Source organism: Enemella evansiae, assembly GCF_004362375.1.
GTDB classification, from domain to species: Bacteria; Actinomycetota; Actinomycetes; order Propionibacteriales; family Propionibacteriaceae; genus Enemella; species Enemella evansiae.
In genome coordinates this window covers 200,792-226,673 of the sequence record NZ_SNXA01000013.1, presented here as the reverse complement: position 1 = coordinate 226,673, position 25,882 = coordinate 200,792, and the positions used below count along the sequence as shown (strand labels likewise).

At 70.6% G+C, this 25,882-nt stretch carries 23 protein-coding genes; 14 read left to right on the top strand and 9 right to left on the bottom strand.

Annotated elements, in window-relative coordinates:
• Nucleotides 1-54: 54 nt before the first annotated feature.
• Genes C8D81_RS18710 through C8D81_RS18700 form a run of 3 tightly spaced genes read left to right on the top strand, consistent with a single transcriptional unit; the run spans nucleotide 55 to nucleotide 2,720 of the window.
• On the top strand, nucleotides 55-1,146 hold the full coding sequence (locus C8D81_RS18710) for a DNA adenine methylase (protein ID WP_133626591.1): 1,092 nt from the start codon (nucleotides 55-57) through the stop codon (nucleotides 1,144-1,146).
• Nucleotides 1,143-1,748, top strand: coding sequence for a DNA-3-methyladenine glycosylase (locus C8D81_RS18705; protein ID WP_133626590.1), 606 nt, complete (start codon nucleotides 1,143-1,145; stop codon nucleotides 1,746-1,748). The genes C8D81_RS18710 and C8D81_RS18705 overlap by 4 nt, the downstream gene beginning before the upstream one ends.
• Before the next feature lie 60 nt (nucleotides 1,749-1,808).
• Nucleotides 1,809-2,720, top strand: a complete 912-nt coding sequence (locus tag C8D81_RS18700; protein ID WP_166646894.1) for a DUF2510 domain-containing protein — start codon at nucleotides 1,809-1,811, stop codon at nucleotides 2,718-2,720.
• Nucleotides 2,721-2,735: 15 nt separating this feature from the next.
• Here the strand turns inward: C8D81_RS18700 and C8D81_RS18695 are convergent, their stop codons facing one another.
• Nucleotides 2,736-4,169: a hypothetical protein gene (locus C8D81_RS18695; RefSeq protein WP_133626588.1), complete on the bottom strand. Its 1,434-nt coding sequence runs from the start codon at nucleotides 4,167-4,169 to the stop codon at nucleotides 2,736-2,738.
• 90 nt (nucleotides 4,170-4,259) lie between these two features.
• Between C8D81_RS18695 and C8D81_RS18690 the strand changes: the two genes are divergently transcribed.
• Entirely contained in the window at nucleotides 4,260-5,441 is a 1,182-nt protein-coding gene (locus C8D81_RS18690) for a DUF7847 domain-containing protein (RefSeq protein WP_166646893.1), read from the top strand.
• A gap of 6 nt (nucleotides 5,442-5,447) precedes the next feature.
• Here the strand turns inward: C8D81_RS18690 and msrA are convergent, their stop codons facing one another.
• Nucleotides 5,448-6,083 (bottom strand): peptide-methionine (S)-S-oxide reductase MsrA, encoded by a 636-nt coding sequence (gene msrA, locus C8D81_RS18685; protein WP_133626586.1) that lies wholly within the window; start codon nucleotides 6,081-6,083, stop codon nucleotides 5,448-5,450.
• Between the two features lie 8 nt (nucleotides 6,084-6,091).
• On the bottom strand, nucleotides 6,092-7,312 hold the full coding sequence (locus tag C8D81_RS18680; protein WP_133626585.1) for an MFS transporter: 1,221 nt from the start codon (nucleotides 7,310-7,312) through the stop codon (nucleotides 6,092-6,094).
• A gap of 56 nt (nucleotides 7,313-7,368) precedes the next feature.
• Here C8D81_RS18680 and C8D81_RS18675 point away from each other — a divergent pair, with 56 nt between their 5' ends.
• Both C8D81_RS18675 and C8D81_RS18670 read left to right on the top strand, forming a co-directional pair.
• Nucleotides 7,369-8,289, top strand: coding sequence for a helix-turn-helix transcriptional regulator (locus C8D81_RS18675; protein ID WP_133626584.1), 921 nt, complete (start codon nucleotides 7,369-7,371; stop codon nucleotides 8,287-8,289).
• A gap of 134 nt (nucleotides 8,290-8,423) precedes the next feature.
• Nucleotides 8,424-9,266: a phosphatase PAP2 family protein gene (locus C8D81_RS18670; protein WP_133626583.1), complete on the top strand. Its 843-nt coding sequence runs from the start codon at nucleotides 8,424-8,426 to the stop codon at nucleotides 9,264-9,266.
• On the opposite strand, the gene C8D81_RS18665 is transcribed toward C8D81_RS18670, so the two are convergent.
• Nucleotides 9,150-10,022, bottom strand: a complete 873-nt coding sequence (locus C8D81_RS18665; RefSeq protein WP_133626582.1) for a LysR family transcriptional regulator — start codon at nucleotides 10,020-10,022, stop codon at nucleotides 9,150-9,152. The genes C8D81_RS18670 and C8D81_RS18665 overlap by 117 nt on opposite strands.
• A gap of 94 nt (nucleotides 10,023-10,116) precedes the next feature.
• Between C8D81_RS18665 and C8D81_RS18660 the strand changes: the two genes are divergently transcribed.
• Nucleotides 10,117-11,043, top strand: a complete 927-nt coding sequence (locus tag C8D81_RS18660) for an EamA family transporter (RefSeq protein ID WP_133626581.1) — start codon at nucleotides 10,117-10,119, stop codon at nucleotides 11,041-11,043.
• On the opposite strand, the gene C8D81_RS18655 is transcribed toward C8D81_RS18660, so the two are convergent.
• Complete coding sequence (locus C8D81_RS18655) at nucleotides 11,036-11,713, bottom strand: uracil-DNA glycosylase (RefSeq protein ID WP_094356023.1); 678 nt, start codon at nucleotides 11,711-11,713, stop codon at nucleotides 11,036-11,038. The genes C8D81_RS18660 and C8D81_RS18655 overlap by 8 nt on opposite strands.
• Nucleotides 11,710-12,951 (bottom strand): MFS transporter, encoded by a 1,242-nt coding sequence (locus C8D81_RS18650; RefSeq protein ID WP_229237985.1) that lies wholly within the window; start codon nucleotides 12,949-12,951, stop codon nucleotides 11,710-11,712. Before C8D81_RS18650 ends, C8D81_RS18655 begins: the two co-directional genes overlap by 4 nt.
• An 87-nt stretch (nucleotides 12,952-13,038) precedes the next feature.
• On the opposite strand from C8D81_RS18650, the gene C8D81_RS18645 reads away from it, so the two are divergent.
• Nucleotides 13,039-14,292, top strand: coding sequence for an AI-2E family transporter (locus C8D81_RS18645; protein ID WP_133626579.1), 1,254 nt, complete (start codon nucleotides 13,039-13,041; stop codon nucleotides 14,290-14,292).
• A gap of 21 nt (nucleotides 14,293-14,313) precedes the next feature.
• Here C8D81_RS18645 and C8D81_RS18640 read toward each other — a convergent pair whose 3' ends face one another.
• A complete protein-coding gene (locus tag C8D81_RS18640) occupies nucleotides 14,314-16,401 on the bottom strand; it encodes an MDR family MFS transporter (protein ID WP_208109390.1) in 2,088 nt (695 codons plus the stop codon).
• A complete protein-coding gene (locus tag C8D81_RS18635) occupies nucleotides 16,394-16,945 on the bottom strand; it encodes a MarR family winged helix-turn-helix transcriptional regulator (RefSeq protein WP_094427987.1) in 552 nt (183 codons plus the stop codon). Before C8D81_RS18635 ends, C8D81_RS18640 begins: the two co-directional genes overlap by 8 nt.
• A 123-nt stretch (nucleotides 16,946-17,068) precedes the next feature.
• On the opposite strand from C8D81_RS18635, the gene C8D81_RS18630 reads away from it, so the two are divergent.
• On the top strand, nucleotides 17,069-17,872 hold the full coding sequence (locus C8D81_RS18630; RefSeq protein ID WP_094432640.1) for a serine hydrolase: 804 nt from the start codon (nucleotides 17,069-17,071) through the stop codon (nucleotides 17,870-17,872).
• A gap of 113 nt (nucleotides 17,873-17,985) precedes the next feature.
• On the opposite strand, the gene C8D81_RS18625 is transcribed toward C8D81_RS18630, so the two are convergent.
• Nucleotides 17,986-19,374 carry a M20/M25/M40 family metallo-hydrolase gene (locus tag C8D81_RS18625; protein WP_094432643.1) on the bottom strand — a complete coding sequence of 463 codons (1,389 nt, stop codon included), beginning with the start codon at nucleotides 19,372-19,374 and terminating at the stop codon, nucleotides 17,986-17,988.
• Between the two features lie 133 nt (nucleotides 19,375-19,507).
• On the opposite strand from C8D81_RS18625, the gene C8D81_RS18620 reads away from it, so the two are divergent.
• The 5 genes from C8D81_RS18620 to C8D81_RS18600 are packed head-to-tail and all read left to right on the top strand — an operon-like array spanning nucleotide 19,508 to nucleotide 25,860.
• Nucleotides 19,508-21,334, top strand: a complete 1,827-nt coding sequence (locus tag C8D81_RS18620) for an ABC transporter substrate-binding protein (protein WP_094405687.1) — start codon at nucleotides 19,508-19,510, stop codon at nucleotides 21,332-21,334.
• Entirely contained in the window at nucleotides 21,331-22,356 is a 1,026-nt protein-coding gene (locus C8D81_RS18615; protein WP_094400183.1) for an ABC transporter permease, read from the top strand. The genes C8D81_RS18620 and C8D81_RS18615 overlap by 4 nt, the downstream gene beginning before the upstream one ends.
• Complete coding sequence (locus C8D81_RS18610) at nucleotides 22,356-23,276, top strand: ABC transporter permease (RefSeq protein WP_094405688.1); 921 nt, start codon at nucleotides 22,356-22,358, stop codon at nucleotides 23,274-23,276. The genes C8D81_RS18615 and C8D81_RS18610 overlap by 1 nt, the downstream gene beginning before the upstream one ends.
• Nucleotides 23,273-24,922, top strand: a complete 1,650-nt coding sequence (locus tag C8D81_RS18605) for an ABC transporter ATP-binding protein (protein WP_094405689.1) — start codon at nucleotides 23,273-23,275, stop codon at nucleotides 24,920-24,922. Before C8D81_RS18610 ends, C8D81_RS18605 begins: the two co-directional genes overlap by 4 nt.
• A complete protein-coding gene (locus C8D81_RS18600) occupies nucleotides 24,919-25,860 on the top strand; it encodes a S66 peptidase family protein (RefSeq protein ID WP_094405690.1) in 942 nt (313 codons plus the stop codon). The genes C8D81_RS18605 and C8D81_RS18600 overlap by 4 nt, the downstream gene beginning before the upstream one ends.
• Nucleotides 25,861-25,882 lie beyond the last annotated feature (22 nt).

Here is a 25,882-nt window from a genome sequence, read left to right as displayed (position 1 = left end):
CGTCCCCGCACACCCCCGAACCCGGCCGGGGCGACCGCGTAGGCTCGAAGGACGATGATCAAGTACCTGGGATCGAAGCGGACCCTGGTGCCGGTGCTCGGGGAACTGTTCGCCCGCTCCGGTGCCCGGACCGCGGTCGACCTGTTCACCGGGACCACCCGGGTCGCCCAGGAGTTCCTCCGCCGCGGCGGGTCGGTGCACGCCAACGACACCGCGGCGTACGCCGAGGTGCTGGCCCAGTGCTATGTCGAGACCGACCCGGAGACCGTCGACCCCGCCGAGCTCGCCGAGGCGCTGGCGGAGCTGGCGGCGCTGCCCGGCCGACGCGGTTACGTGACCGAGGTGTTCTGCGAACGGGCCCGCTATTTCCAGCCGCACAACGGAATGCGGATCGACGCGATCCGCGCCGGAATCGACGAGCGGTACGCCGATCATCGCTTGCGGCCGCTGCTGCTGACCGCGCTGCTGGAGGCCGCGGACCGTGTCGATTCGACCGTCGGGTTGCAGATGGCCTTCCTGAAGAGCTGGTCCACCCGCTCCCACCGCGCGCTGCAGCTGCGCGCCCCGGTGCCGGCGCCGGGGGTCGGCACGGCCTGGCGGTTGGACGCCTACGAGGCGGTACGCCGGCTGCCGCCGGTCGACCTGGCCTATCTCGACCCGCCCCACAACCAGCACCGCTACTTCACCAACTACCACGTCTGGGAGACCCTGGTCCGCGGTGACGAACCCGAGCACTACGGGATCGCCTGCAAGCGCATCGACGCCCGCGGCGCACACACCCACAGCCCCTGGAACAGCCGCCGGCGGATGCCCGCCGAGTTCGCCCGGGTGCTCACCGAGCTGCGCGCCGAGGTGCTGCTCGTCTCCTACAACAACGAGGGATTCCTGCCCCTGGAGACATTGCGGGAACTCTGCGGCACCGGTGGACGCAGCGTCGAGGTGCTGGAGTTCGACACCGCGCGGCATGTCGGCGCCCGGATCGGCATCCACAACCCGGCCGGGGTGAAGGTCGGCCGGGTCAGCCACACCCGCACCACCGAATATCTGCTGGTCTGCGGTGAACAGGCCCGGGTGGCGGCGATGGTCGAGGAGCTGCCGTCGGCGGGTGCCCCGGACGGGCCGCCCGCGGTGGAGGCGGCCGGGTGAGTCCGGCACACATCCCGCTGGGGCCGACCGCCGCCGAGACCGCGCCCCGGTTGCTCGGGGCGGTGCTGCGCCGCGGGCCGGTGGCGGTCCGGATCACCGAGGTGGAGGCGTACGAGGGGCAGGACGACCCGGCCTCGCACGCCTGGCGCGGGCCGAGCCGGCGGAACGCGGTGATGTTCGGCCCGGCGGGACATCTGTACACCTACCAGATGCACGGGCACGTCTGCTGCAATGTGGTCTCCTCCCCGGCCGGGGTGGCGAACGCCGTGCTGATCCGGGCCGGTCGGGTGATCGACGGCATCGAGGTGGCCCGGGAGCGCCGCGGGCCGTCGGTGCGCGACGCCTGGCTGGCGCGCGGCCCGGGCTGCCTGACCAGGGCACTCGGCATCACGATGGCGGACGGGGACACCGACCTGTTCGATCCGCGGTCGGCGGTACGCCTGGAGCCGGGCGACCCGGCGGGTCCCGACCCGATCCGGCTGCTGACCGGGCCCCGGGTCGGGGTGTCCCGGGCCGCGGAGGAGCCGCTGCGGTTCTGGCTCGCCGACGAACCCAGCGTCTCGGCGTACAAGAGAGTGGGGCGCAAGCCCCCGACGCGGTAGGAGCTGCGCGCGCCCTCGCACGAGAAGGGCTTCGCCCCTGGTGCGACTAGAATCCCGCCCGTGCAACCACCAGGCTGGTACCCCGATCCGTCCGGACAACCGCAGAGTTTCCGGTTCTGGGACGGTCAGGTCTGGACGCCGGTCACCACCCGCGATCCGAACACCCCGTGGCCGACGCCGGCCGAACTGGGCCGGTCCGGGCTGCAACCGCTCGGCCAGGGCGCCGACCGACCGGCCGGGCCGAGCCTCGGCGTACCTCCTGCCCCCACCGGTCCGGCACCCCAGCCGCCGCGCTCGAGGACCCCGCTGGTGATCGGCGGGGCGGTGTTCGTGCTGATCGCGGTGATCATCGGGGTCGCCCTGTGGCGGACCGGTGGCGGCCAGCCGAGCCCGGCGCCGTCCTCGTCGGCCGCACCGTCGGTCCCGAGCGCTGCCGGTACGCCGAGCGGACCGGTCCGGTTGCGCTGCGACAACGGCAACGGCAATGCCACCAATCTGCAGGCCGCGAGCTACTCCTCGACCGGGGCGCGCTACGACGCACCGTCGAATTTCGCCTTCCGCTACAGCAAGAGCTACTGGGAGTGGGCCGACGACTTCTCCGCCTTCGGGGTCTATTCCGGCGGGCAGGAGGCCGGCATCGTGCTCGGTGGGCTGAGCGCCGGCAACGGGTTCACCGATACCGCGACCGCGGGGGAGCAGGTGCTCTCCTGCATGGAGGGGACCCTCTCCAGCGACAAGCCGACGAAGGCCGAGGGCGCCCGCACCGAACCGATCGAGATCGGCGGGATGCAGGGCCACCGGACGACCGCCCGGATGAACTCGCCGAGCGAGGCCCGGCCGCTGCTGGTCACGATCACCGTGGTGGATTCCGGCCAGCCCGGCAAGCTCGCCCAGTTGATCACCTTCGTCCGCGAGGGCAACCCCGTCGCCGCCCAGGTCGAGCAGGCCGCGTCCACCCTCCGCCGCGGCTGACCGGCGGCCGAGTGGCTAGCGATACAGCGCGAGCTGCTCGGGGAGGGCGACCGCGTAGTGCCCCGGGATCGTCGGGTCGCGGTCGTTCAGCGGCCGGGTCGCCGCCACGGCGAGGATCCCGGCGATCGTGAACTGGGCCGGTTCGGCGGCGCTCCGGCCGGTGGCATTGCACGGAATCGACGTGGTGACACGGAAATCGACCATCGGTCGGGTCGGGTCGGACCGCTGCCGGGCCCGGAAGGTGCGCACCTGGTCACAGGCGAGCCACTGCTCGTCACCGAGTGTGGTCTGTTCCCCGGACTCCGGGTCCAGGGCGATCAACCGGCCGTTGCTGGCCAGCACCGGGGTGGCCGCGGGGGCACGGACGGGCAGCTTGCCGCTGGTCGGCGGCCCGGGATTCGCCACCTCGCGGCGCCACAGCTCCTCACCGGCGGCGTCGGCCGCCAGATAGGTCACCCCGGCACCACCGGGGCGTACCGCACCGCTCGGGCTGCGGGTGAAGCCGAGCTTGTCACCGGTGCAGGCCAGTGCGACGCCACCGGGGCACACCCAGGAGCGGCCCTCCTTCGACCAGAGCAGTTCACCGTCGACCAGGTTGACCGCCGCCTGGCTGACCTCGCCGACCCCGAACGCCGACCCCGGTGCGCCGAGCGGCTGCGGCCGGGCGGTCACCTGCAGCTGGGTGCTCTCCTGATCGACGGTGATCTCCAGCCAGCTCCTCGCCGGGTCCACATCGGTACCGAGCCAGTCGCTGACCGGTTTCTCCCACTGGCCCAGCTCGCCGGTCATCCCGACCATCGTGGCGCCGCCGCGGCGTACCAGATAACCGCCGTTGCCGAGCGGGCGGACCTGGTCCACCGGGCCACCGGGCAGTTGCAGCGGGGCCAGCGTGCCCCGGTCCGGATCGACCCGGAGCAGGGTGCGGCGACCGCCCTCGACCTTCTCCACGCAGATACCGCCGATCACCCGGCAGCTGCCCAGGTTGCCGCCGGTGCCGAGGGGGAGCTGGTACGCCGCCTCTCCGGTCCGGGGGTCGGCGAGCAGCAGGGTCTGGCCACCCGGATCGCCGCTCAGGTACGCCACCAGTTCCCGGCCGCCGACCTTCCCGGTGGTCAACCGGGGCTCGATCCCGTCGGCGACGGCGCCCAGGCTGGCCGGGCGACGCCACAGTTCGCGGCCGTCGGCCAGGTCGAGGGCGACCAGGTCGAACTGGCCCTCCCGCGCCGACTCGTAGGCGAGCACGGCCTGTTCGGTGACCGCCGGTCGGGAGGCGGGTCGGAAGGGCACCGCCCAACTGGGGGTGACGTGCCGGACCATCGCCTCGATCGGGGTGGTGGCGCGCAGCGACAGGTCGGCGAGCACCCGCGGCTGCTCCCGGGTGCAGCCGGCCAGCAGGATCAGGACCAGCAGCATCGCCCAGCACCACGGCCAGCGTCTCCTCGGTCCCACCGGGGCAGCCTAAGGGGTGTGCGGTCAGCCGGGCCGACGACGATGGCCGGAACCCGCCGGATGGGCCCACCGGCGGCTAGGGTGAGGGCCGTGAGCAACGCCGGATACAGCAGCACGCCCGGACAGGCCGGCGGGGTCGCCGTCCTTCCGCCCAGCCCCCTCGATCTCGGGAAGACCCTGTCGGGGGCGTTCCGGGTGATGAAGTCCCGGCTGGCGCAGTTGATCGTGCTGGCCCTGCTGCCGATCGCGGTCGGCATCCTGCTGATCGGCGCCGCCGCCGTGCCGCTGGTCATCGGGATGGTGCAATCGATCAGCTGGCAGGAGTTCAGCCCACTGATCGCGCTCGGCGGGGTGCTGGTCTTCGCCTGCCTGGTGATCACCGCGCTGATCAACGTCAAGGCCCAGGGCATGATGGCGCTCGCCGCTCATGATTCGGCCACGGGGCGGGCGGATGCCGGCCTGGCCGATCTGTCCGCCCGCACCCGCGGGCTGGTCGGTCGGGTGCTGCTGTTCTACCTGCTGGTGATCGGTGTGGTGGTGCTGGTGTACGCGGTGATCGTCGCGGTCATGCTCGGCACCATGTTCACCGCGATCAGCTCTTCGCGGACCGGCGGCGAGTCCGCGATCGCCGCCGTCGTCGGCGTCTGGCTGCTGATGATGGCGATCGTCGGCGCCATGGGTCTGCTGGCGTTCTACCTGCAGATCCGGTTCCTCTACTTCATGCCGGTGCTCGCGGTCGAGGGGGCCGGGGCCATCGACTCGCTGCGCCGTTCCTGGGGTCTGACGAGGAACAACGTGCTGCGCACCCTGGGTTACTACCTGGTCGCCTCGCTGATCGTCAGTGCGGCCAATGGGGCGGTGTCGATGCTCGGGCAGGTCGTCTCGGCCGCCATGGCCCCGAGCAGTTCGCAGATCAGCGGCTCCAGCGACCCGGCCCAGGTCCTCGCCGGGTTGGCGGCGATGGCGCCCGGGCTGATCATCGTCATGCTGTTCTCGATGCTGGTCAGCCTGCTGGCGGTGCCGTTCCTCACCTGCGTACTGACCGTGATGTACGCCGACCAGGTCCAGCGCGCGCAACTGCCGAACGGCGGCCGCGGCGCCTACGGTGCGGCGTGCGCCCAGCCCGCGCCGCCGGCGTACCCGAATCAGGGCTATCCGAACCAGGGCTATCCGAATCAGGGTCAGGGCTGGCAGCAGCCGCCGCAGCAGCCCGGTTGGGGCCAGCAGAACCCGGGCGATCAGGGCTGGGGTCAGCCGCCGTACCGGGGCTGAGCCGGCTCAGTTGCAGGTGACGCCGGTGGCGTGCACCGGGCAGTAACCGTTCGGGTTCGCGTCCAGGTACTGCTGGTGGTAGTCCTCGGCGTAGAAGAACTCCGGGGCCTCGACGATCTCGGTGGTGATCTCGCTGAATCCCTTGTCGGCAAAGGCTTTGGCGTAGCGGTCCCGCACCTCGGTGGCGATCTTGGTCTGCTCCGGCGAGGTGGTGTAGATCGCCGAACGGTACTGGGTGCCGACGTCGTTGCCCTGCCGCATCCCCTGGGTCGGGTCGTGGTTCTCGAAGAACACCTTGAGCAGGTCGGCGTAGGAGACCACCTGCGGGTCGAAGACCACCCGCACGGTCTCGGCGTGCCCGGTCCGCCCGGCGAAGCAGACCTCCTCATAGCTCGGGTTCGGGGTGAACCCGCCCTGGTAACCGGCCGCGGTCACCTCGACCCCGTCGAGCTGCCAGAACAGTTTCTCCGCACCCCAGAAGCAACCCAGCGCGAAGAACGCCTCCTCGGTGCCCTCGGGCGTGGAATGCACCTCGGTGCCCAGCACCCGGTGCATCGTCGGGGTCGCCAGCACCGGCTCGGCGCGACCCGGGAAGGCGCGCTCGGGGGTGACCATGGCCTGCTTGGAAGAGAGTCCGAACATGTCTTCCATTATGCTCCCCGGCTCCCAGCGCCTCCCTCCGGGCCGGGCCGTTCGAGCGCCCGGGAGAGCTGGGTCAACAGCAACCCGAGCACCGCCAGCCCGACTCCGATCACCACCGGGGCGCGCAGCCCGAGGCCGGCCGCGATCGTGAGCCCGCCCAGCCAGGGACCGACCGCGTTGCCGAGGTTGAACGCCCCGACATTCATCCCCGAGGCGAGCGTGGGGGCGGTGCCGGCCACCTGGAAGATCCGGCCGTTGATCGCCGGTACCAGCAGACCGGTGGCCACCCCGAGCAGCACCTCGGCGACGATCACCGCGACCGGATGCCAGCTGGCGGCGAGCACCAGCAGCAGCGCGCCGGCGAGCACCAGCAGGCAGCGGCGTACCGTCACCAGCAGGCCGGCGGTGACCAGCCGGTTGCCGATCCGGATCCCGACCAGCATCCCGACGCCGTTGCCCAGCAGGACCAGAGGCACGATCGCGGCCGGTACGCCGGCCACCTCGGTGAGCAGCGGGCTGAGGTAGGAGAAGGCGCAGAACACCGCACCCTGGAAGGCCGCGGTGGTGCCCAGGGTGACCAGGGCGGCCGGTCGGGTCAGCACCCGCAACTCGCGGCGGGCCAACCGCCGCAGCGGTTCCCTCGGCACCGACGACCGGTCGCGGATCGCGACCGCCTGCAGCACGAACAGCAGCAGGCTGGCCAGCGCCACGGCGACGAAGGCCGCCTTCCAGCCGGCCCGCTGGCCGAGCCAGGTGCCGGCCGGTACCCCGACGATGTTGGCCAGCGACAACCCGGTCACCAGCGCCGCCAGCACCCGCGGTACCCGGCTCTCGTCGACGGTGCCGATCGCGATCAGCGAGGCCACCGCCCAGTAGGTCGCGCAGGCCACCGCGGCGATCCCGCGGGAGACCAGCAGGACGCCGTAGCCGCCGACCAGCACCGGCAGCAGATGCGCCGCGCCGAAGACGGCCAGTGCGGCGAGCAGGGTGAGCCGGCGCGGCAGCCGCAGGGTGAGCAGGGCCATCACCGGGGCGCCGACCAGCATCCCGATGGCGAACATGCTGATCAGCGTGCCGACCGCCGGCAGCGGTACCCGCAGGTCGGCGGCGATCAGCGGCAACAGGCCGGCGGGCAGGAACTCGGAGGTACCGACGACGAAGACGCCGGCGGCGAGCAGCGGCACCGTGCCGCGGCGGGTCTGGGAGGCGGGTCGGGTATCGGTGGTCATCTGGGGAGGACTCCTGGTCCGTGGTTGGGGTGTGCCCGGTGGGTCACACTGGATGGATGCGGATGCGACGCGATGAGTTGGCTGATTTCCTGCGGCGGCGCCGGGAGGCGCTCGACCCCCGCGATGTGGGCCTGCGCAGCCACGGGCGGCGGCGTACGCCGGGTCTGCGGCGTGAGGAGGTCGCGATGCTGGCGACGATGTCGACCGACTACTACGTGCGCCTGGAGCAGGGCCGCAGTCCGCAGCCCTCGCCGCAGCTGCTGGGTGCGCTGGGTCGGGCGCTGCGGCTGAGCTGCGACGAGCTGCACCACCTCTACCTGCTGGCCGGGCAGACACCGCCGCTCGGCCCGGATGCGGTGAGCCGGCACGTCACCCCGGCGGTGCTGCACATCATGGACCGGCTGGTCGACACCCCGGTCCAGGTGATCGACGACCTGGGCAACCTGATCACCCAGAACCCGGTGGCCGAAGCCCTGTTCGGCTGCGTCTGCACGGCTGACGGGGAGCAGCGCAACATCATCCGCCGCTGGTTCACCGACCCGCTGGTGCGGGCGCCGTTCACCGCCGACGAGGTCGCCTGCATCAGCCGGGCCCATGCGGCGGATCTGCGGGCGGCGTACACCCGGCGACTGGCGCTCGGCGCGGACGCCGAGGCGAGCGAACTGGTCGAGACGCTGATCGCGGAGAGCGCCGAGTTCGCCGAGCTGTGGGAGCAGCACGAGGTCGAGGTCCGGCTGACCGGCACCATGAAGGTCGATCACCCCGACGTCGGTCGGATCGAGCTGGACGTGCAGACCCTCACCTCGCCGGCCAGCGACGGTCAACGGATCATGATCTTCACCCCGCCGCCGTGCACCGACGCCCGCTCGTTGCTGGAGGTGCTCAGCGTGATCGGCAGCCAGCGGTTCGGGATCGCGCACGATCCGGTGCGGACCGAGCAGGTGCCGGCGCCGGTCACTCGGCCACCCACGCCCTGACACCTCGACGATCGTCTGACTGGTCATGCCTTCAGCCTGCGCGGCGCCCGATCGGGCTACCAGAGAGCGTTCAGCCGAGGATCGCCGGTCCCACCCTGCGGCCCGATCGGGCCCATCGGGCGTACGCTCACCGGATGCCAGCAACCCGTGTGCCGAACCGGCTCCCACCGGTCGCCCGGCCCCGGGCGCTGATCGTGGCGCTGATCCTTCTCGAGGTCGGGGCGATCAGCCTGCTCGCCTGGGGCGTCGCCGAGACCTACGAGGCCGTGATCCGGCACAGCGGGCTGGCCCGATTCGACCAGCCGATGCTGGACTGGATGATCGCGCACCGCACCCCGGAGCGGAACCAGCTGATCACGCTGTTCACCACCTTCGGCGGGCCGATCATCACCCCGATCGTCGCCGCCGCGGTGATGATCGTGCTGGCGTGGAAGTGGCGCTCCTGGACACCGGTGGTGATGGTGCTGGTGGCCGGCGCCGGATCGCTGGCGATGACCGTGATCGGCAAGGACTACGTCGAGCGGGTCCGCCCGCCGCACGAGCTGGCCGTGCCGCCGTACGAGTTCTCGCCGTCCTTCCCCAGCGGCCATGCGCTGAACTCGATGGCGCTCGGCGGATTGATCGCCTACCTGATCTGCCTCCATCTCACCCGCCGGCTCTCCCAGGTGCTGGTGATCGTCCTCGCCCTGGCGTACTCGCTGGCGATGGGCACCAGCCGGATCTATCTCGGCCACCACTGGCTCACCGATGTGGTCACCGGCTGGCTGCTCGGCCTGCTCTGGTTGCTGATGGTGATCGCCGGGCATCGGATCGGCCACCGGATCGTGCATCACGGTCCGGCGCCCGCCGACCCGGAATCCTCAGCTCCGCCGCAGGGCCAGCTCGACGAAGGCCGCCGCGGCGGGGGAGGGATTGAAGTCGCTCCAGGCGAGGTACTCGATCCGGGTCGGGGCCCCGGTGACCGGGAGCGTGCGTAACGCGGGATCGGCCGGGACCACTGCCGGCGGCAACATCGCGACCCCCAACCGCTGACGCACCAGCTCGAGCATCAGCTCGGTGCCGGACACCTCGAAGGCCACCTGGCGGGTGATCCCGGCGGCGGTGAAGGCGAGTTCGGACTGGGTACGCCCGGGTGAGCCGGCCGGGAAGTCGGCGAAGGTCTCCTCGGCCAACTCGGTCAGCCGGACCCGCCGGCGCCCGGCCAGCGGATGCGCCGCCGACACCACCGCAACCAGCCGTTCCCGGGCCAGCACCCGGGTGCGGACACCGGTCGGCGGGGCCGAATCGGCCAGGCCGAGCACCGCCACATCGAGCCTGCCGGCCGCGATCGCGGCGATGAACTCGTCGCTGGCGCCGCCCCGCAGCCCGACCCGGACGGCCGCGTGGGCGCGGTGGAAGGCGCCGATCGCGGCGGGGATGTCGATCGCGGTGACCGTGGGGATCACGCCGATCCGGAGCGCGCCGCGGATCTCACCCTCGGCGGCGGCCGCCTCGGCGGCGGCCCGGTCGGTCGCCGAGAGGGCCTCGCGGGCCGCGGGCAGGAAGGCCTCCCCGGCGGCGGTGAGCTGCACCCGGCGGCTGGTCCGGGCGAACAGGCGTACGCCGAGCTCGGTCTCCAGGGCCTTGATCTGGTGGCTCAGTGCCGACTGCACGACGAAACAGCGTTCGGCCGCCCGGGTGAAGCTGCGTTCCTCGGCCACCGCCAGCACATAGCGCAACTGCTGCAGTTCCATCACCCGAGTGTGCCCCAGAACGATCGATCCAACTCATTGAAGCGATGAAAAACATGTGTTGGACTCATCAGTGAATCGGTCTGACGATGGATCCATGACCACCGCCACCGCCACTCCGAACCAACCGGCGACCGCCCCGAGCGCATCCTCGGGCAGCGTCGGGCGCACCCTGATCACCGCACTCGCCCCGGCGGTCTGGGGCAGCACCTACATCGTCACCACCCAGCTGCTGCCACCCGGCCATCCCCTGTTCGCCGCCCTGCTCCGCTCCCTGCCGGCCGGGCTGATCGCGCTGCTCATCGCGCGGCAGCTGCCACGTGGTTCGTGGTGGTGGAAGAGCCTGGTGCTCGGCACCCTCAACATGGGTGCGTTCTTCCCGCTGCTCTTCGTGGCCGCCCAGCACCTGCCCGGCGGTGTCGCCGCCACCCTCGGCGCCACCCAGCCGATCATGGTCGCCTTTCTGGCCGTGGCGATCCTGCGGGAGCGGTTGTCCCGGTGGCGGGTCGGTTGGGGTGTGGTCGGGGTGCTCGGGGTCGGCCTGGTGGTCCTCGGGCCGGGTGCCGGACTGGATCTGACCGGGGTGCTCGCGGGGATCGCCGGGGCGCTGTCGATGGGGGTCGGGGTGGTGCTCACCAAGCGCTGGGGACGCCCGCCGGGGGTCGGTGCGGTCGGGCTGTGCGGCTGGCTGCTCACCGCGGCCGGTCTGGTGCTGCTGGTACCAGCGCTGCTGATCGACGGGATCCCCGCCGGTATCGACTCGTACGCCGTCGGCGGTTACCTGTGGCTGGGGCTGGCCGGCGGGCTGCTCAGCTACACGATCTGGTTCGCCGGCATCGGCAGGCTGCCGGTCACCGCGACGGCGCTGCTCGGCCTGCTCTCCCCGCTGATGGCCGCGACCCTGGGTGTCCTGCTCGCCGGCGAGGCGCTGAGCGCGCTGCAGCTCCTCGGTTTCGCCGTCGCCCTCACCGCGATGGTCGTCGGCCAGCTCTCCCCGAAACGCCGCGAACCCTGTCTCAGTTGAGATCCCAGTCGATCGGGTCGGCGCCCTGACGCTCCAGCAGGGCGTTCACCTTGGAGAACGGCCGGGAGCCGAAGAAGCCGTTGTGCGCCGACAGCGGGGAGGGGTGCGGGGACTTCACGTGCGGCATCCCGCCCAGCATCGGGATCAGCGACTGGGCGTCGCGGCCCCACAGGATCGCCACCAGCGGGCCGCGGCGCTCCACCAGCGCCTCGATGGCGCGCTGGGTCACCTTCTCCCAGCCCTTGTTGCGGTGCGAGGCCGACTTGCCGGGTTGCACGGTGAGACACCGGTTCAGCAGCAGCACCCCCTGGTCGAACCAGGGTGTCAGGTCCCCGGTCTGCGCCGGCGGTACGCCCAGATCGTCGTGCAACTCGCGATAGATGTTGACCAGCGATTTGGGCAGCGGGCGCACGTCCGGGGCCACCGAGAACGACAGCCCGACCGGATGGCCGGGGGTGGGATAGGGGTCCTGGCCGACGATCAGCACCCGGACCTCGGCCAGCGGCAGTGTGAACGCGCGCAGCACGTTCTCCCCGGCGGGCAGATAACCGCGCCCGGCGGCGATCTCGGCGCGCAGGAACTCACCCATCGCGGAGATCTCGCCGGCGACCGGGGCCAGTGCCTCCGCCCAGTCGGGTGCGATCAGTTCGGTCAGCGGTTTCGCGGTCATCGGCGTTCTCCCACATCGGATTCGGTGACTGGTTCGGCGGCCGGTACGCCCGGTGGCATCCGCAGGCTGACCGCGGCACCGGCCAGCAGCAGCACCGCGCCGGTCGCGAACGCGGCCGGCATCCCGACCTGATCGGCGATCGCGCCGGCGACGATCGGGCCCAGGATCGCGCCGATGTCGGAACACATCGAGAAGACCGCGACCGGGGTACCGCCGCGGGCACCGGCCGCGTCGCCGACCGCCGCCGGGGGAGCGGTGCCGAGCGCGGCCGCCGCCAGCCCATAGACCGCCAGCACCCCGATCAGCGCCCAGATGTTCGGCACCCAGGGCAGCGCCAGCATCCCGGCCGCGCCGATCAACCCGGCGGCGATCAGGGCGGGCCGACGCCCGACGGTGTCGACGAAGCGGCTCACCGGTCCCAGCGCCAGGGTCTGCACGACCGCGGCGACGGCGAAGGCGATCCCGGTCCAGGAGGTGTCGCGGTGCAGCACCTCGACGACCAGCACCGGGGTGAGCGCGGTCCGGGTGCCCATCGAGTTCCAGCCCTGCCCGAGGTTGGCCAGGCAGGCGGCCTGGTAGCGCGGGTCGCGCAGCACCTCGCGCATCGGGCGTACCGGGGCCGCCGTGGTCGACGCCGCGGGCGCCTCGCCGGTGTTGCGCAGCATCAGCAACCCGACGGTGCCGGCGATCGCCAGCGTCACCGCGTAGTAGAAGAAGGGTGCGGCCAGCGAGATCTGCGAGATCAGCCCGCCGATCGCCGGCCCGGTCATCCCGCCGAGCAGGAAGCCGCTCTGGAAGAACCCGGCGGCTCGACCGCGCAGCCGGGGCGGCACCGAGTCCAGCAGCAGCGTCATCGCCGAGACGGTGAACATCGCCGAGCCGACGCCGCCGAGCCCGCGCGTCACCAGCAGCCACGGATAACTCGTCGCCAATCCGGACAGCGCACTGGAGACCGCGACGATCCAGATCCCCACCGCCAGCGTGGTCCGCCCGCCGAGCACCGCGGCGATCCGGCCACAGAACGGGCTGGTCACCAGGCGTACCAATGCGAACGCCGACACCACCATGCCGACCTGCAGGTTGTTGACCCCGAACGATTTGGTGAACACCGGCAGCACCGGGATCAGCACCCCGAAGCCGACCGCCACGCAGAAGGCGATCAGGCCCAGCACGATGACATCGCGGGGGAGGTCGGTACGCCGCCGCACCCACTGCCGCAGCGCCACACCTCTACCCACCCGCGCGAGGATACTCGCCCGCCGCGCTGTGGGTACTACAGTGCTCGGAACATCGACACCACCCATCACGACGACACCAGGAGGGGCATGTTCTTCAGCAGCCGGGGTGACCGTGCTGAACGGGAGAACCGGGCGCTGCGCTCGGAACTGGCCAGGGTTCAGGGCGCACAGGATCTGGAGCGGCGAGCCGAGGTCGGCGAACAGCAGCGCCAGCGGGACTTCGACCGGATGGTGCCGCGCGGGGTGCAGATCGGTGCCGCCTGGGCGTGGCGGCTGCTGCTGCTCGCGGCGCTGGCCGGTGGCATCGGCTGGCTGATCGCCACCTTGAGTGCGGTGACCATTCCGCTGGCCATCGGCATCATGCTCACCGCCGGCCTGTCACCGATCGCGAAGCTGCTGAACAAGACCGGCATGCCCCGGGTGCTGGCCGCGCTGATCACCCTGGTCGGCGGCCTGCTGGTGGTCAGCGGTGTGCTCACCTACATCGGGATCACCATCGCCGGCCAGTCCGCGGAGTTGGGTGAGCGGGTCACCCAGGGCTGGGGGCAGCTGACCCAGTGGCTCGACCAGGGGCCCCTGCACATCAACGCCGACCAGCTGAACTCCTACTACAGCCAGGCCTTCGAATACCTGCGCCAGCAGCAGAGCCGGATCGCCACCTATGCCGCAACCGCCGGTGGTGCGGTCGGCAACTTCCTCACCGGGCTGGTGCTCGCGCTGCTGGCGATGTTCTTCATGCTCTACGACGGCCGGCGGATCTGGAACTTCCTGCTCAAGCTGGTGCCGGCCGCGGCCCGGCAGAAGACCGATGGTGCCGGCCAGGTGGGGTGGACCTCGCTGGTCGCCTACGTCCGGACCACGGTGATCGTGGCCGCGGTGGACGCGGTCGGCCCGCTGATCGCCGCGATCGTGATGGGCGTACCGATGGCGCCGGCGCTGGGTGCGCTGCTGTTCCTCTCCGCCTTCGTGCCGATCGTCGGTCTGCTGGTCTCCGGCTTCGTCGTGGTGCTGGTCACCCTGGTCACGGTGGGCTGGGTGCAGGCGCTGATCATGCTCGGCGTGATCATCCTGGTGAACCAGCTCGAGGGCAACGTGCTGCAGCCGCTGCTGATGGGCAAGGCCGTCGCCCTGCACCCGATGGCGGTGATGTTCGGCATCACCCTGGGCATCTCGGTCGCCGGCATCATCGGAGCGCTGCTGGTGGTGCCGATCATGGCGTTCGGCAAGACCTTCATCGAATACTGCGCGAGCGGGCGTACGCCCGAGGGCGTCGACGACCCGCTGGCTGGCGCCGATCAGAAGGGACAGGCCCCCGCCGGTGACGAACCGGCGAGGGCCTGAGCGGGAACGATCGACCCAGGCTCAGTCCGCGGCGTGCCGCGGGCTGGGCTCGGGGTTGCGGATGTCGACCATGTACGCCGCGGCGAGGTCGCTGCCGGCCTCGTGCAGCTTGCCGATGTCGACGGCCTGGTAGCGCTGCTCGACCGGTTCCTCGATCCGCGCCAGCACGATCGCCCGATCCTGTTCGGCGGCGAGCACGGCCAGGTCCTTGCGCAGCTCGGGGCTGAGCACGCCGCCGGGCTTCTGGGCCCGGGCGGCGACCTCGGCGGCCTGCCCCTCGGCGCGGGCCACCTCCGCCTCGTCCTCGGAGCAGAGCATCGCGGCGGTGCAGCGCAACAGCGCGATCCCACGCTCCAGATCCCCGTCGCCCAGGCCGGTCACGCCCTCGCGGAGCAGCTCCCGGCCCGGCTTGGCCGCCTCCTCGGCGAGCAGCGCGTACTGAAGGCCGAGGATCCGCTCCCGGGTCCGGCCATGGCCGCTCAGGGTCGGTACCAGCTCGTTCGGTGAGCCGCTGGTCTGGTTCATCGAGTCGAGCACCTCCCGGCCGGCCTCGGTCGGGGTGTGCACGGTGTCCCGCAGCGGTACCGCCTTGATGAACAGGGTCGCCAGCAGCGCCAGCGCACCGACCGGCAGGCCGATCAGGAAGGTGTTGTGCAGCGCATCGGCCAGCCCCTGCCGGACGGCGTCGGCGATCGCCGGCGGCAGCTGGGCGAGCACGCTCGGGTCGAGCACCGCGGAGGCGTTCATCGCGCCACCGGCCTGGGCCGCCGCACCGGCGGGCAGGTACTTACCGATCGCGGTGTGCATGGTGGTGGTCATCACCGTGCCGTAGATCGCGATCCCGACGGTGGAGCCGACGTTGCGGAAGAACTGGCTGGAGGCGGTCGAGACGCCGAGATCCTGGCGGCGGGAGTTGTTCTGGATGACCAGGGTGTAGAGCTGCATGCAGGTGCCCAGGCCGACGCCGATGACGACCATCGCCAGGGTCAGGTCGAGCTGGGTGGACCCCCAGTGCAGCCGGGACAGCAGCCAGTAGCCGATCAGCATCACGATGTTGCCGAGCAGCAGGAATTCCTTGTAGCGGCCGGTCTTGGTGACCAGCTGTCCGACGACGATGCCGAGGATGATCAGGCCGAGCATCATCGGCATCAGGATCAGCCCGGAGTTGGTGGCGTTCACCCCGATCACACCCTGGGCGTACACCGGGATGTAGATGATCGCGCCGAACATCATGATCGCCACGGCGAAGCTGGCGATGCAGCTGAGGGTGAAGATCGAGCTGCGGAACAGGCGCAGCGGCAGCACCGGATCGATGGCGCGCGTCTCGGCGAAGATGAAGATGCCGGTGAAGACCAGGCCCACGGCGTACAGGGTGATGATCTGCCAGGACGACCAGGCCCAGGTGGTGCCGCCGAAGGAGGTGGCGAGCAGCAGGCAGATCAGCGCGATCGCCATCGTGAAGATGCCGAACAGGTCGATCTTCACCTTGCGCGGTTCGTGAGCCAGGTGCAGGAAGCGGCCGATCGCGACCAGTGCGACCAGGCCGATCGGCAGGGTGACGAAGAACAGCCAGCGCCAGCCCCAGTGGTCGGTGATGAAGCCACCGGCGAGCGGGCCGGCGACCGAGGTGAGGCCGAAGACCGCACCCATCACCCCTTGGTACTTGCCGCGGAAGCGGGGCGGTACCAGGTCGCCGATGATCGTCTGGGACAGCGGCATCAGGGTGCCCATGCCCAGGCCCTGGATCGCGCGGGCGCCGACCAGCATCCAGAAGTTCTGCGCGAAGCCGGAAATCACCGAGCCGAGCATGAACACGACCAGACCGGCCAGATAGAAGGGCCGGCGACCATAGAGGTCGGAGAGCTTGCCGACGATCGGCACCGTGATCGCCGAGACCAGCATGGCCGCGGTGGCCAGCCAGGAGTAGTGCTCCATGCCGCCGAGTTCGGCGACGATCCGGGGCAGTGCGGGGCCGACGATGGTCTGGCTGATGGAGGCGACCAGCATGCCCAGCATCAGGCCGATGAAGACGCGCTTGCCGGCCGCGTCCAGGTGGAACTCCTCCTTGGCCACGGGAGCGTCGGCGGTCGGCGCGGTGGACTCAGCCACGGGTTTCCTTCCGGTGCTGCGGGTTGTCATTGTCATTCGGGGTCAGGGGATCCTTGTCTTCGGTTTCGGGGTCTTCGGTTTCGGGGTCTTCGGGTTCGGGGCACTTGGCGGGGTTGGACTGGAGCACCTCATCGGCCAGTCGGGTCATCAGGCGCTCCAGGGTGGTCACATCGTCGGTCGACCAGGTGGACAGCCGTTCGCTGAGCAGCGCCCGGCGTTCGGTGCGGGCCCGCTCCAGCAGCGCCTCGCCACCGGCGGTGAGCGTGAAGTGCTTCGCCCGCCGGTCACCCGGGTCGGGTTTGCTGGAGACCAGGTCCGAATCCTCGAGCTGGCGCAGGTGCCGGGAGACGGTGGAGGTGTCCAACTCGGCGGCCGCCGCGAGCTCGGTCAGCCGGAGCTCACCGCGCAGTTCGAGCAGATGCAGCATGAAGTAGCTGCCCTGATCGACCGCGAACCGCTGGGACCGCTTGGCGGCCCTGGCCATTCCGACCATCGCGTCGATGAGCCGGTCGGCGACATCCGCCGGTGTTTCTGATGCTTGCACCAAACAAGCATAAATCCATTACTTGCACTATGCAAATACTCCGATGCACTTTGTCAGCAGTTATGGCCGGTGTTGCGGCGCCGGACCGGCCGTTTGGCCCCAAGAGTTTGGTAGGGATGCGGGGTGCGCGCGATCGAACTTCCCCCGACGGCCGACTGGAGCATCTGCGTCCGGGACGCGAGCGATGATCGGGTGCTGTACGCCCACCATCCGGAGCGATTGCTGCGGACCGCCAGCGTCGGCAAGGTGTTCCTGCTGGCCGAGGTGTCTGCCCGGTTGGCGGCGGGGGAGCTCGATCCGGACGAGCCGTTGCGCTGGGACGATGACGAGTGGGTCGCCGACTCCGGGCTCTGGTACCAGCTGCGCAGCCGCTCCCTGCCGCTGGCCGATCTCTGCCTGCTGATCGGTGCGGTCAGCGACAACCTGGCGACCAACGTGCTGCTGCGCCGGGTCGGCATCGAGCCGGTCCGCCGGATGGCCCGGCGGCTCGGCTGCGCGGAGTCGGCACTGCTGGACCGGGTACGCGAGGGACGCCGCCCGACCGATCCACCCACCCTCTCGGTGGGTCGGGCCGACGAGTTGTCCGCGCTGCTGGGTCGGTTGCATCGCGGTGAGGTGCTCGGTCGGGAGGCCGCCGACCGGGTGCTCGGCTGGCTGGCCACCGATACCGACCTGTCGATGGTGGCCGGCGCCTTCGGGCTCGACCCGCTCGCGCACACCGGACCGGACCGCGGCGTACGGCTGGTGAACAAGACCGGCACCATCGAGACCGCCCGGATCGACATCGGCCTGGTGAGTGCCGGCGGCCGCACCCTGGCGTACGCCGCAGCGGCCAACTGGGCGGACGGGCGCCCCGAGGTGCGCGACCGGGTGCTGGCGGCGATGCGGGAGATCGGTCGCGCGGTCGCCGATGAGCTGGCTGGCTGAGTCTGGTCATCTCGACACGCTGCCCCGGCTCCGCTTCGCTGCGCCGGGGCAGCTACTCGATGACCGTGAGGGCGGCTTCGCTGCGCCGGGGCAGCTACTCGATGACCGTCGGGTCAGACGGTTTCGAGGAAGCGGCGCAGCATCTGCTGGCCGGTGACCAGGGAGGTGACCGGTACCCGCTCGTCCACGCCGTGCTGACCCTCGGAGCGTCGACCGTCGGGGTCGGGGCCGAGCGGGGTGAATCCGTAACCCGGGATCCCGATCCGGGCGAACGCCTTCGCATCGGTACCACCGCCCAGGCAGCCGGGGATCACCGTCCCGAGCGGGTCGAACTCACCGATCACCCGACGGATCGCGGCCAGCCAGGGACCGTCCAGGGGAGCGGCCACCGGTGGCTGATAGGTGCTGTGCTCCCACTCGACCGCTTCGCCCTGCCGCGGCCCGAGCAGCTCGGCCAGGGTGGCGTCGAGCTGGTCGACGAAACCGGGTGGGCAGCGGACGTCGAACTCCGCGGTCGCCGCCCCGGGGATCACGTTCACCTTGTAGCCGGCGTTCAGCATCGTCAGCGTCGCCGACGCCCGGATCGTCCACGGCAGCGGACCGGCATCATCGCCGAGGGCGGCGATCACCGCCCGCACGGCCACCTCGGCCGTCGCTTCGTCGGTGGCCGCCAGGTCGGTGACGACCTCGGCGGGCAACTCGAGAGCGCACGCCGATTCGGTCAGCTGAGCTCGTACCACCGGGGCCAGGTGCAGCGGCCAGCGGTACTCGCGCAGCCGGGTCACCGCCGCCAGCAACCGGCTGATCGCATCCGCACCGGTCGGCCGCGACCCGTGGCCGGAGGCGCCGTGGGCGGTCAGCCGCAGATGCATCGAACCCCGCTCCGCACAGGCCACCGGATAGAGGTGCACCGCCTCGCCGGTCGTGGTCCGCAGCGCCTCGCAGTGACCGCCGGATTCGCCAATGGTGCAACCGATTCCGGCGAACCGATCCGGATATCTGTCGACCAGCCACTCGGCCCCGTGGGCCCCGGTGTCCTCCTCATCGGCGACGAAGGCGAACAGCACGTCGCGGCGTGGGCGGACGCCGTCGCGGGCCCACTGCAGCAGGGTGCTCAGTGACATCGCGCAGGCGTCCTTCATGTCCTGCGCGCCCCGTCCGTAGAGGTACCCGTCGGCCACCTCGCCGGCGAACGGATCGTGTGTCCACTGCTCGGCCTCCGCCGGCACCACGTCCAGATGGCCCTGGACCAGCACCCCCGGCAGCTCGGGCTCGGAGCCCGCGACCCGGAGCAGCAGGTTGGTCCGCTCGGGTGCGTCCGGGCGGGCCAGGATCTCCGGTTGCCAGCCGGCGGTGCGCAGGGTGTCGGCGACGAACTCGGTGCAGGCGCGTTCGCCGCGGGCGCGGCCGCCGCCCCAGTTCGTGGTGTCGAAGCGGATCAGCTCACCGCACAGGCGTACGACATCGGTCTCGGTGTCACCGTCGGTCTCGGTAGGACTCACCCCTCCCACTCTGCCAAACCGTCGTCAACATTTCACGCACCTACGTTTCAGGAAGGAAACAATTGACGCATACCTCTTGACCGCGGCCTCACCGCTCCGGTTGTCTGGCGCGCAACTCGCACCAGGAGGTCGCATGTCCAGTCGTCGCACATCGTCATGGTCCAGGTTGCTGGCTGCCCTCGGGGTGCTGCTCGTCGCCCTGCTGCCCTGGGTCGGTACGCCGACCGCGCGGGCGGCCGACGCGCCGGTGCTGAAGGTGGCCGTGACCGCCGACATCGACAACTTCAACCCGTTCAAGACGGTGCTGCTGACCTCCACCCAGATCAACCGGATGCAGTATGAGCCGCTGGTGCAGTGGGGGCCGGACAACAAGCTCACCGAGGGTTTGGCGAACAAGTGGGAGGCCAGCCCGGACGCGAAGACCTGGACCTTCACCATCCCGGCCGGCCGCAGCTGGTCCGACGGCCAGCCGATCACCGCCGAGGACGCGGCCTGGACCTTCCAGCAGATGCAGCAGAAGGAGGAGCTGCAGACCGCGAACGGTTCCCTGGTGGAGAATGTGACCTCGGTGGAGGCGAAGGACCCGCAGACCGTGGTGATCACCATGAAGGAACCGCAGGCCTCCAACCCCGGCAACGAACTGCCGATCGTGCCCAAGCACATCTGGGAGAAGCTCGATGCCGCCAAGACCAACAACGACCTCTCCGACGGTCAACCGATCGTCGGCTCGGGGCCGTTCCTGATGACCAAGTACGTCAAGGGCCAGTCGATCGAGCTCACCGCCAACCCGAAGTTCTTCCGCGGTGCACCGAAGATCGGCGGAATCACCTTCGTCTACTACAAGAACCTGGACGCCGCGGTGCAGGGTCTGCGCGCCGGTGAGATCGACCTGGTCAACGGGCTCACCCCGGCCCAGTTCAACTCGCTGAAGAACCAGCAGGGCATCACCGCGAACAACGGTGAGGGCCGGCGCTACCAGGGTCTGGCGATCAACCCCGGTGCCGTCGATGCGGCTGGAAAGCCTTTGGGTGATGGGAATCCCGCCCTGCAGAACCCGCAGGTCCGCGAGGCGATCCTGACCGCGATCGATAAGAAGGTGCTGCTGGAGCGGGTGCTCGGTGGCCTGGGCAAGCCGGGCATCACCCAGGAGCCCACCGTCTATCCCGACTACTTCGGCCTCGCCGCCGGTGCCAGCGAGCGCACCTTCGACCCGGCGAAAGCCAACCAGCTGCTCGACCAGGCCGGCTACCGCAGGGGCGCCGACGGGGTCCGCGTCGACCCGTCGGGCAAGCCGCTCAAGCTGCGGCTGATGGGCCGCAGCTCCGATGCCACCCATGCCCAGCTGGCCGACTTCGTGAAGCAGTGGCTGAGCGATGTCGGGATCCCGGTCGAGACCTCGATGGTCAGCAACACCCAGGTCAACAACGACTCGACCCTCGGCAAGTACGACCTGTACTTCACCGGCTGGAGCATCGGGCCCGACCCCGACTACCAGCTGTCGATCAACCTGTGCTCCTCGCGGCCGAACGCCGACGGGTCGGGTGCGACCAGCGAGAACAACTGGTGTGACCCGAAGTTCGACCAGCTCTATGCCCAGCAGCATTCCGAGCTCGATCCGGCCAAGCGGGCCGACCTGGTCAAGCAGGCCTGGACCATCGCCTACCAGGCCAACGTGATCGACATCGTCTACTACGCCGACTACCTGGAGGCGTACCGCAGCGACCGGTTCGCGAACTTCACCAAGCAGCCGGAGAACACCGGCACGATCACCAACCAGAACGGCTACTGGGGCTACTACGGCGCCACCCCGGTGCAGGCCGGTGACACCCAGGCACAGACCGCCGGCGGCGGCAGCTCGAACACCGGGCTGTGGATCGGTGTCGGTGTCGTCGCCGTGCTGGCCCTGGCCGGTGGATTCTTCGCCATGCGTCGCCGCAAGCCCGCCGAGGATCGTGAATGAGCCTGGCGGAGACCAGCGACCCGAGCGCGCTCGAGGACGTCCCGGCACCCGCCGGACTGGGTCGCTATGTGCTCAATCGGGCGATCGGTGCCGCGATCAGCCTGATCCTCATCGTGGTGGTCGGATTCTTCGTTTTCCGAATCCTGCCTGGCGATCCGGCGATCACGATGACCCGCGGCCGCCGGGTCAGTGCCGCGGACGTGGACCGGCTGCGCGAGCAGTTCGGGCTGGACCAGCCGTTGCCGGTGCAGTTCTGGAAGTACCTGACCGGGCTGGTCACCGGTGACCTGGGCACCTCCTACACCTACGACGCCCCGGTCACCCAGCTGATCGGGGAACGGGTGGGGTCCACCCTGCTGCTCACCGGCACCGCGGCCGCGATCTCGGTGGTGCTCGGCCTGTGGCTGGGTCAGCGGGTGGCCTGGCGGCGCGGTTCCACCTTCGACAAGGCGCAGACCGGGATCGCGCTGGTGTTCTGGTCGGTGCCCACCTTCTGGCTGGGTCTGCTGCTGCTGATGCTCTTCGGCGGCACCCTGCAGTGGTTCCCGACCGGCGGCATGACCACCCCGGGCAGCACCGCCACCGGGTTGGCGTACGCCCTGGACGTGGCCAGACATCTGGTGCTGCCGGTGCTCACCATGGTGGCGGTGGTCTATGCCCAGTATCTGATGGTGATGCGCGCCTCGGTGCTGGAGGAGATGAACGCCGACTATCTGACCACCGCCCGCGCCAAGGGCCTGCGGGAGGACCTGGTCCGCACCAGGCATGCGGTCCCGAACGCCCTGCTGCCGACGGTGACGCTGATCTTCCTCACCCTCGGCCACCTGATCGGCGGTGCGATCACCGTGGAGACGGTGTTCTCCTGGCCGGGGCTGGGTTATCTCACCTTCCAGGCGCTCGACGGCCCGGATCTGCCACTGCTGCAGGGAACCTTCGTGGTCTTCTCCAGCATCGTGGTGCTGATGAACTTCGTCGCCGACCTGCTCTATCGGGTGCTGGACCCGAGATTGAAGGTCGCCTGATGAGCTCCGAACCGACGACCGGACCGGCCACCTCCGCGACCGCCATCGCCAGCCGCCGGCGGCGGCAACGGGTCGCCGCGAACTGGGCCCTCTTCGCCGCCAACCGGGCCGGCCTGGTCGGGCTGATCGGGTTGCTGTGCGTGCTGGCGCTCGCCCTGCTGGCGCCGCTGCTGGTGCCCTTCGACAGTTTCGATGTCACCCGGTTGACCGCCTCGGCCAACCAGCCACCCTCGGCGGCCCATCTGCTCGGCACCGATCCGGTGGGCCGCGATGTGCTCGGCATGCTGCTGTGGGGATCGCGGATCTCCTTGGTGGTCGGGTTCTCCGCGACCTTGATGTCGATGCTGATCGGCACCCTGATGGGGATGCTGGCCGGTCACTTCACCGGTGTGACCCAGCTCGTGCTGCTCCGCATCATCGACTTCTTCCTGGTCATCCCCAGCCTGGTGCTGGCCATCGTGCTCTCCACGATGCTGACCCGCGGCGTCCTCACCATCGTGATCGCCATCGGGTTGACCAGCTGGGCCGCGACCGCGCGGATCGTTCGCTCGCAGACCCTCACCATCGAGGCCCGGCCCTACATCGAACGGGCCCAGGCCCTCGGCGGCGGGCACGGCCATCTGCTGCTCCGGCACGTGCTGCCGGCGGTGATCCCGCTGGTGCTGGCGAACACCACGCTGATGGTCGGCTCGGCGATCATCTCGGAGTCCACGCTGTCCTTCCTCGGCCTCGGTGATCCGACGCAGATCTCCTGGGGGTCGATGCTGAAGAGCGCCCTCGACACCGGTGCGGCGACCGCCGGCTACTGGTGGTTCGTGCTGCCCCCGGGGATCGCGATCGTGATCGTCGTGCTCTGTTTCACCCTGGTCGGCCGGGCCTTGGAGGCCGTGGTCAACCCCACCCTGCGGGAGCGCCGATGACCACCCTGGAATGGCGCGGGGTGAGCGTACGCTACCGATCCCGCGCGGACGACCCGCCGGCCGTCGACGATGTCAGCCTGCGGATCGGCTCCGGTGAATCGGTGGGGCTGGCCGGTGAATCCGGCTGCGGCAAGTCCACCCTCGCCGCGACCGCGCTGCGGCTGCTGCCACGCAGCGCCGCCGTCAGCGGTGAGATCCTGGTCGACGGTGAGGACGTGACCACGATGAACTGGGGGCGGGTCCGCGCGGTCCGCTGGACCGCCGCGGCGATCGTCTTCCAGGGCGCGATGCACTCGCTCAATCCGGTCCGCCGGATCCGCTGGCAGATCGCCGAGGCGCTCAGCCTGCACGCCGACGAACGCTGGGCCGACCAGGCGGCCCGCGACCGCCGGGTGACCGAGCTGCTGGCCCGGGTCGAGTTGCCCGCCGATCGCGCGGATGCCTATCCACACGAGCTTTCCGGCGGCCAGAAGCAGCGGGTGATGATCGCGATGGCGCTCGCCTGCGACCCCGACATCATCATCGCCGACGAGCCGACGACCGCCCTCGATGTGGTGGTCCAGGCCCAGGTGCTGCAGGTGCTCTCCGAGTTGGTCAGCGAACGCGGGTTGACGCTGATCATGATCAGCCACGACCTGTCGGTGCTCGCCCAGGTCTGCCAGCGGCTGGTGGTGATGCAGTCCGGGCGGATCGTCGAACAGGGGGAGACGGCTGCGGTGGTGGCCGACCCGCAACATCCGCACACCCGGGAGCTGGCGGCCGCGTTCCCGACGATCGGTGACGAACGGTCCCGGTTGCGTGTCGGTCGCGCCGCGCGGGAGGAGGAGTTCGATCCCGACGCCGTCGCCCGGGACCGTGACCGGGAGCTCGGTGCCGAACTGCTCCAGGTGCGCGATCTGGTGGTCGACTTCCGGGCCCGGGGCAAGCGGCTGCGGGCGGTCGACCACGTCTCGCTGGGGTGCCGCCAGGGGGAGGTGGTGGCGCTGGTCGGTCAGTCCGGGTCGGGCAAGACCACCCTGGCCCGGACGGTGCTCGGGCTGCAGCGACCCACCTCCGGTGAGGTGCTGTTCGACGGCCGGCCGATGCCGCGCGGGGGAGCCGCGCTGAAGGCGTACCGGCGGAAGGTCCAGTTCGTCCTGCAGGACCCGAGTGGGGCACTCAACCCCAAGCACACCGTCCTCGACGCGGTCGCCGAGGGGCCCCGGGTGCACGGGCTGGGTGGCGACGAGGTGGAACGGGTCTCCCGGGCGCTGCGTGCCGCCGAGTTGACCCCGCCCGAGCGGTTCCTCGCCGCACTGCCGCAGGAGCTCTCCGGCGGGCAGCGGCAGCGGGTGGTGATCGCCGGGGCGCTCGCGCTGGACCCGGAATATCTGGTCGCCGACGAACCGGTCGCCTCCCTGGACGCCTCGGTGCGCGGTGAGATCCTCGGCCTGCTGCTGAATCTGCGCCGCACCCTGGGGCTCGGCGCGCTGGTGATCACCCACGATCTCGGACTGGCCTGGAACATCGCCGACCGGGTGCTGGTGATGCGCAACGGGCAGATCGTCGAGGATGGGCCCGTGGAACAGGTACTGCTGGATCCCCAGCACGACTACACCAAGACCCTGCTCGCCGCCGCGCCGCGCGGCCTGGGGGTGCCCCGGTGACCGACCCCCTGGGGCCGTTGGTGCCGGGTGACCGGGTGGCGCTGCTCGGCCCGGCCGGCCCGCCGCCGCCGGAGAAGTTGGCGGCGGCGGAGGAGCTGCTCACCGGTTGGGGGCTGGTTCCGGTACGCCTGCCCTCGGCCCGGGCGGCCCATCGGTGGGCGAGTTATCTCTCCGGTGCCGACGAGCTGCGGGCCGCGGATTTCCAGCGGGCCTGGTGCGATCCGCAGTTCCGCGGCATCATCGCGGTCCGCGGTGGCTATGGCACCGCCCGGATGCTGGACCACCTCGACCTGGCGGCGCTGCGGTCCTGCCCGCCCAAACCGGTCTACGGCAGCTCCGACATCACCGCCCTGCACGAGCTGCTGCGCGAACAGCTCGGCGTACCCAGCTGGTTCACCCCGATGCCCGCAACCGCTGACCTGCTTGACGATCCGGCAGCCACCGAGTCATTCCGGCAGGCACTGTTCGGCGATCCGGCCGAGCTCGATCACGCCGGCTCGGACGCCTTGGTCGACGGCACCGCGACCGGGACGCTGATCGGCGGCAACCTGTCGCTGCTGGCGATGACGCTGGCCGCCCGCAGCCGGCCGCCGGTCGACAACACCGGTGCCCTGGTCCTGCTCGAGGACATCAACGAGGAGACCTATCACCTGGACGGCTATCTCACCGCGCTGTTGCGGGCCGGTTGGTTCGACGGTGTCGCCGGCATCGTGCTGGGCAGCTGGCGCGGCTGCGTCGTCGACGAGGTACGCCTGCTGGTCGGCGAACTGCTCGGCGGGCTCGGGGTGCCGATCGGTGCGGGCTTCAGCTTCGGGCACGGCCCGGGTGCGGAGAGCGTGCCGCTCGGCGTACCCGCCCGGCTGCAGGTCGCCGCAGGCACGAGCACGTTGATCGTCACCCCGGGTCTTCCCCCAACCACACCCGATAGTGGAAAGTGACCCTTTAGATAGTCGCAAGTCC

Excerpts from the sequence above, each read along its gene's own strand:
- C8D81_RS18710 (WP_133626591.1), top strand. The coding sequence starts at position 55 with ATGATCAAGTACCTGGGATCGAAGCGGACCCTGGTGCCGGTGCTCGGG.
- msrA (WP_133626586.1), bottom strand. The coding sequence starts at position 6,083 with ATGTTCGGACTCTCTTCCAAGCAGGCCATGGTCACCCCCGAGCGCGCC.
- C8D81_RS18680 (WP_133626585.1), bottom strand. The coding sequence starts at position 7,312 with ATGACCACCGATACCCGACCCGCCTCCCAGACCCGCCGCGGCACGGTG.
- C8D81_RS18675 (WP_133626584.1), top strand. The coding sequence starts at position 7,369 with ATGCGGATGCGACGCGATGAGTTGGCTGATTTCCTGCGGCGGCGCCGG.
- C8D81_RS18670 (WP_133626583.1), top strand. The coding sequence starts at position 8,424 with ATGCCAGCAACCCGTGTGCCGAACCGGCTCCCACCGGTCGCCCGGCCC.
- C8D81_RS18665 (WP_133626582.1), bottom strand. The coding sequence starts at position 10,022 with ATGGAACTGCAGCAGTTGCGCTATGTGCTGGCGGTGGCCGAGGAACGC.
- C8D81_RS18660 (WP_133626581.1), top strand. The coding sequence starts at position 10,117 with ATGACCACCGCCACCGCCACTCCGAACCAACCGGCGACCGCCCCGAGC.
- C8D81_RS18655 (WP_094356023.1), bottom strand. The coding sequence starts at position 11,713 with ATGACCGCGAAACCGCTGACCGAACTGATCGCACCCGACTGGGCGGAG.
- C8D81_RS18645 (WP_133626579.1), top strand. The coding sequence starts at position 13,039 with ATGTTCTTCAGCAGCCGGGGTGACCGTGCTGAACGGGAGAACCGGGCG.
- C8D81_RS18620 (WP_094405687.1), top strand. The coding sequence starts at position 19,508 with ATGTCCAGTCGTCGCACATCGTCATGGTCCAGGTTGCTGGCTGCCCTC.
- C8D81_RS18615 (WP_094400183.1), top strand. The coding sequence starts at position 21,331 with ATGAGCCTGGCGGAGACCAGCGACCCGAGCGCGCTCGAGGACGTCCCG.
- C8D81_RS18610 (WP_094405688.1), top strand. The coding sequence starts at position 22,356 with ATGAGCTCCGAACCGACGACCGGACCGGCCACCTCCGCGACCGCCATC.
- C8D81_RS18605 (WP_094405689.1), top strand. The coding sequence starts at position 23,273 with ATGACCACCCTGGAATGGCGCGGGGTGAGCGTACGCTACCGATCCCGC.